Origin of the sequence: Neisseria sp. P0008.S010, assembly GCF_051962715.1 — a bacterium.
GTDB lineage: Bacteria > Pseudomonadota > Gammaproteobacteria > Burkholderiales > Neisseriaceae > Neisseria > Neisseria elongata.
In genome coordinates, this window is sequence record NZ_JBQCVA010000091.1 from 1 (window position 1) to 2,376 (window position 2,376).

Annotated in this window: 1 protein-coding gene; it reads right to left on the minus strand. The window is 53.4% G+C overall.

Features of this window, described 5'->3' with window-relative positions:
• Nucleotides 1-8 precede the first annotated feature (8 nt).
• The gene (gene znuD / locus ACTHSL_RS12410; protein ID WP_440381634.1) at nt 9-2,297 is read right to left on the minus strand and encodes a TonB-dependent zinc receptor ZnuD; all 2,289 of its coding nucleotides are present in this window, start codon (nt 2,295-2,297) and stop codon (nt 9-11) included.
• Between the last annotated feature and the right edge of the window lie 79 nt (nt 2,298-2,376).

Genomic DNA, 2,376 nt, shown 5'->3' on the forward strand with positions numbered 1-2,376 from the left:
GTCCGATTTTAAAACTTCACGTTCACGCCGCCGGTAAAGCTGCGGCCCATTTGCGGCGTATCAGAGAGGAAGCTGCTATGGGCGTAAACGGATTGGTTGAGCAGATTGTCGGCTTTGACATACCAATTCCACTCGCCATAGCGCGTATTGCGGCGGTAGTTTGCGCCGAGGTTGAGCATATGGTGTCCGGGCGTGCGTGTTTCGTAGCGGGCGAGTTTGTTTTGGGCGAACACGCGGTAGTAGTCCAAATTGGCATCGATACGGTCGGTCAGCGAGGCTTTCAGGTGGAAGCCGAGGCGCGCAGCCGGAACACGAGGGGCATTTTGGTCTTCCTGTACGATGAAAGGACGGTTGCCGTAGGCATCTTCCCTGCCGGGCAGGGATGGAAGGTTTTTCAGACGGCCTCGTACATAGTCGCCGGAAACGCCGATGCGGTAGCGCGGTGTCGGTTTGAAGTAGATTTCGCCTTCTGCGCCGTAGAAGTCGGCGCCGGATTGGTTGTAGCGCACGAGCTTCATCTCGCTGTCGTCTTCGATGGATTTGGGGCCGCGTCCGTCGTTTAAGGTTTGGGCGTAAATGTAGTTGCCGAAGCGGTTGCGGTAGAGTGCCAGATTGTATTGCCAGCGGTCGCCTTCGTAGCCCAGTGCGAGTTCGATGTTGTTGGAACGCTCTTTGTTGAGGTGTTTGTTGCCGACTTCAAAGGTATTGGTAGCGACGTGTTTGCCGTGTGCGTACAGCTCTTGCGTTGACGGCAGGCGTTCCTGATGGGAGGCGGTCAGGCTGAGTTTGTGTTGGGGCGTGAAATACCAGTTGCCCGAAAGTGCGAACGAACGGACGGTTTGGCGATGCGCGCCGAGGTCGGGCAGGGGTTGGTTGTAGTAGTTTTCTCGATCAATCAATGCTTTGTCGTACTGAATGGAGGCTTTTTGTTTTTCCACGCGTACGCCGCCTTCAAGCGTGAAGTTGTCCCAGTTTGCCTGTTCTACACCGAAAAAGCTGTAATGGTGCACATTGTTGTCAATCAACATCGGTTGTTGGACGGTTTCGGGAATGGCGGAAAGCGCGCTGGATTTTTGTCCCAAATATTGCACGCCCCAGCTGCCCTTCAGACGGCCTATGGGTTGGTGGCGTAACTCGATACGGGCGTTGTGTGTTTTATTGTTGAAGAAGTTTTCTACTGCATCGCCTGCTTTTTCGTCGTGGTGGTAGTCATTGCGGCTTAGGTGTACGCGCAGGGCTTCAAAACCGGGGAACGGTTGCTTCCATTCGGCGCGGAGTTCGTAGCGTTTGTTGCGCAGGTCTATCCACGGTTTGCCGTTGTGGACATGGGTGTGTGCATTATCATCGTCGTGGAAACCGCAGCTCAAACCCGGATTGTCGTAATCGACGTCTTCTTCGGTCAAGAGGTGCGGATAAAGCTGCAAATAGCGTTTGTTAATCAAACTTTTCTGCCAGATGATGTCGGCGTGGCAGTCGTCGTAGAGATGGCTGTGGGCAGGCAGGCCGTAGCGGTCGCGACGGTCGCTGTACGCCACGCCGAGGAAACCTTTATCCCCAACCCAAGACAGGCCGATGCTGCCTGTTTTTGAATTGGCATGGCTGTCGGGCAGTCGTTTCAGACGGCCTTCTTCTTTTTGATAGCGCGGTACGGCGTAATCGCCTGATTTGCGGTACAAGCCTTCAGTATGCAGCACGAAGTTGTTGCCCAAGCCGATATTGATGCCTGCAGATGTCAGTTTTTCCAAATTGCCGCTGCTCAAACGTAATCCGGCTTCGCCCGATACGCCGTTTTCAGGCATTTTTTCGGGGATTTTTCCATCGGCAACATCGACCAAACCGGCTACATTGCCCGAGCTGTACAAGAGCGTAACCGGACCGCGCAGGATTTCGACTTGTTGCGACAAGGCGCTGTCCACCATCAAGGCATGGTCGGGCGAGAAGTCCGCCATGTCGCCCGTTTCGCCGTGATGGTTCAATACTTTAATCCGTCTGCCTGTTTGACCGCGAATAACGGGAGCGGATGCGCCGCCGCCGTATTGCGAGGCATGAATGCCCGGTACGCCGTCTAAAGCATCACCCAAGTTGACGGCTTTTTGGCGCAAGGTATCGCCGGAGATGATTTTGTCGGAGGCGGTCGAAGTGTGCAACAGACCCGAAGTGGCGCGCGGACGGCTTTTACCGACGACGGTAACCTCTTCCAAGTCAACCGACTGCTCGGTTTCATGCGCTTGGGAGAGGATGGGGGTGCTGATTAAAAGAATAGATAAAACAATGGGTTTGAGTGTGGTTTGTGTCATTTTAGTTTCTCATCATATTTCGAAAGGCTATTATTGTATAACATTTTATTGTTTATATGATAAGATTTTTGAGAAAAAA

What these genes read in the sequence shown, in the direction of transcription:
- znuD (WP_440381634.1), bottom strand. Translation starts at nt 2,297, where the DNA reads ATGACACAAACCACACTCAAACCCATTGTTTTATCTATTCTTTTAATC.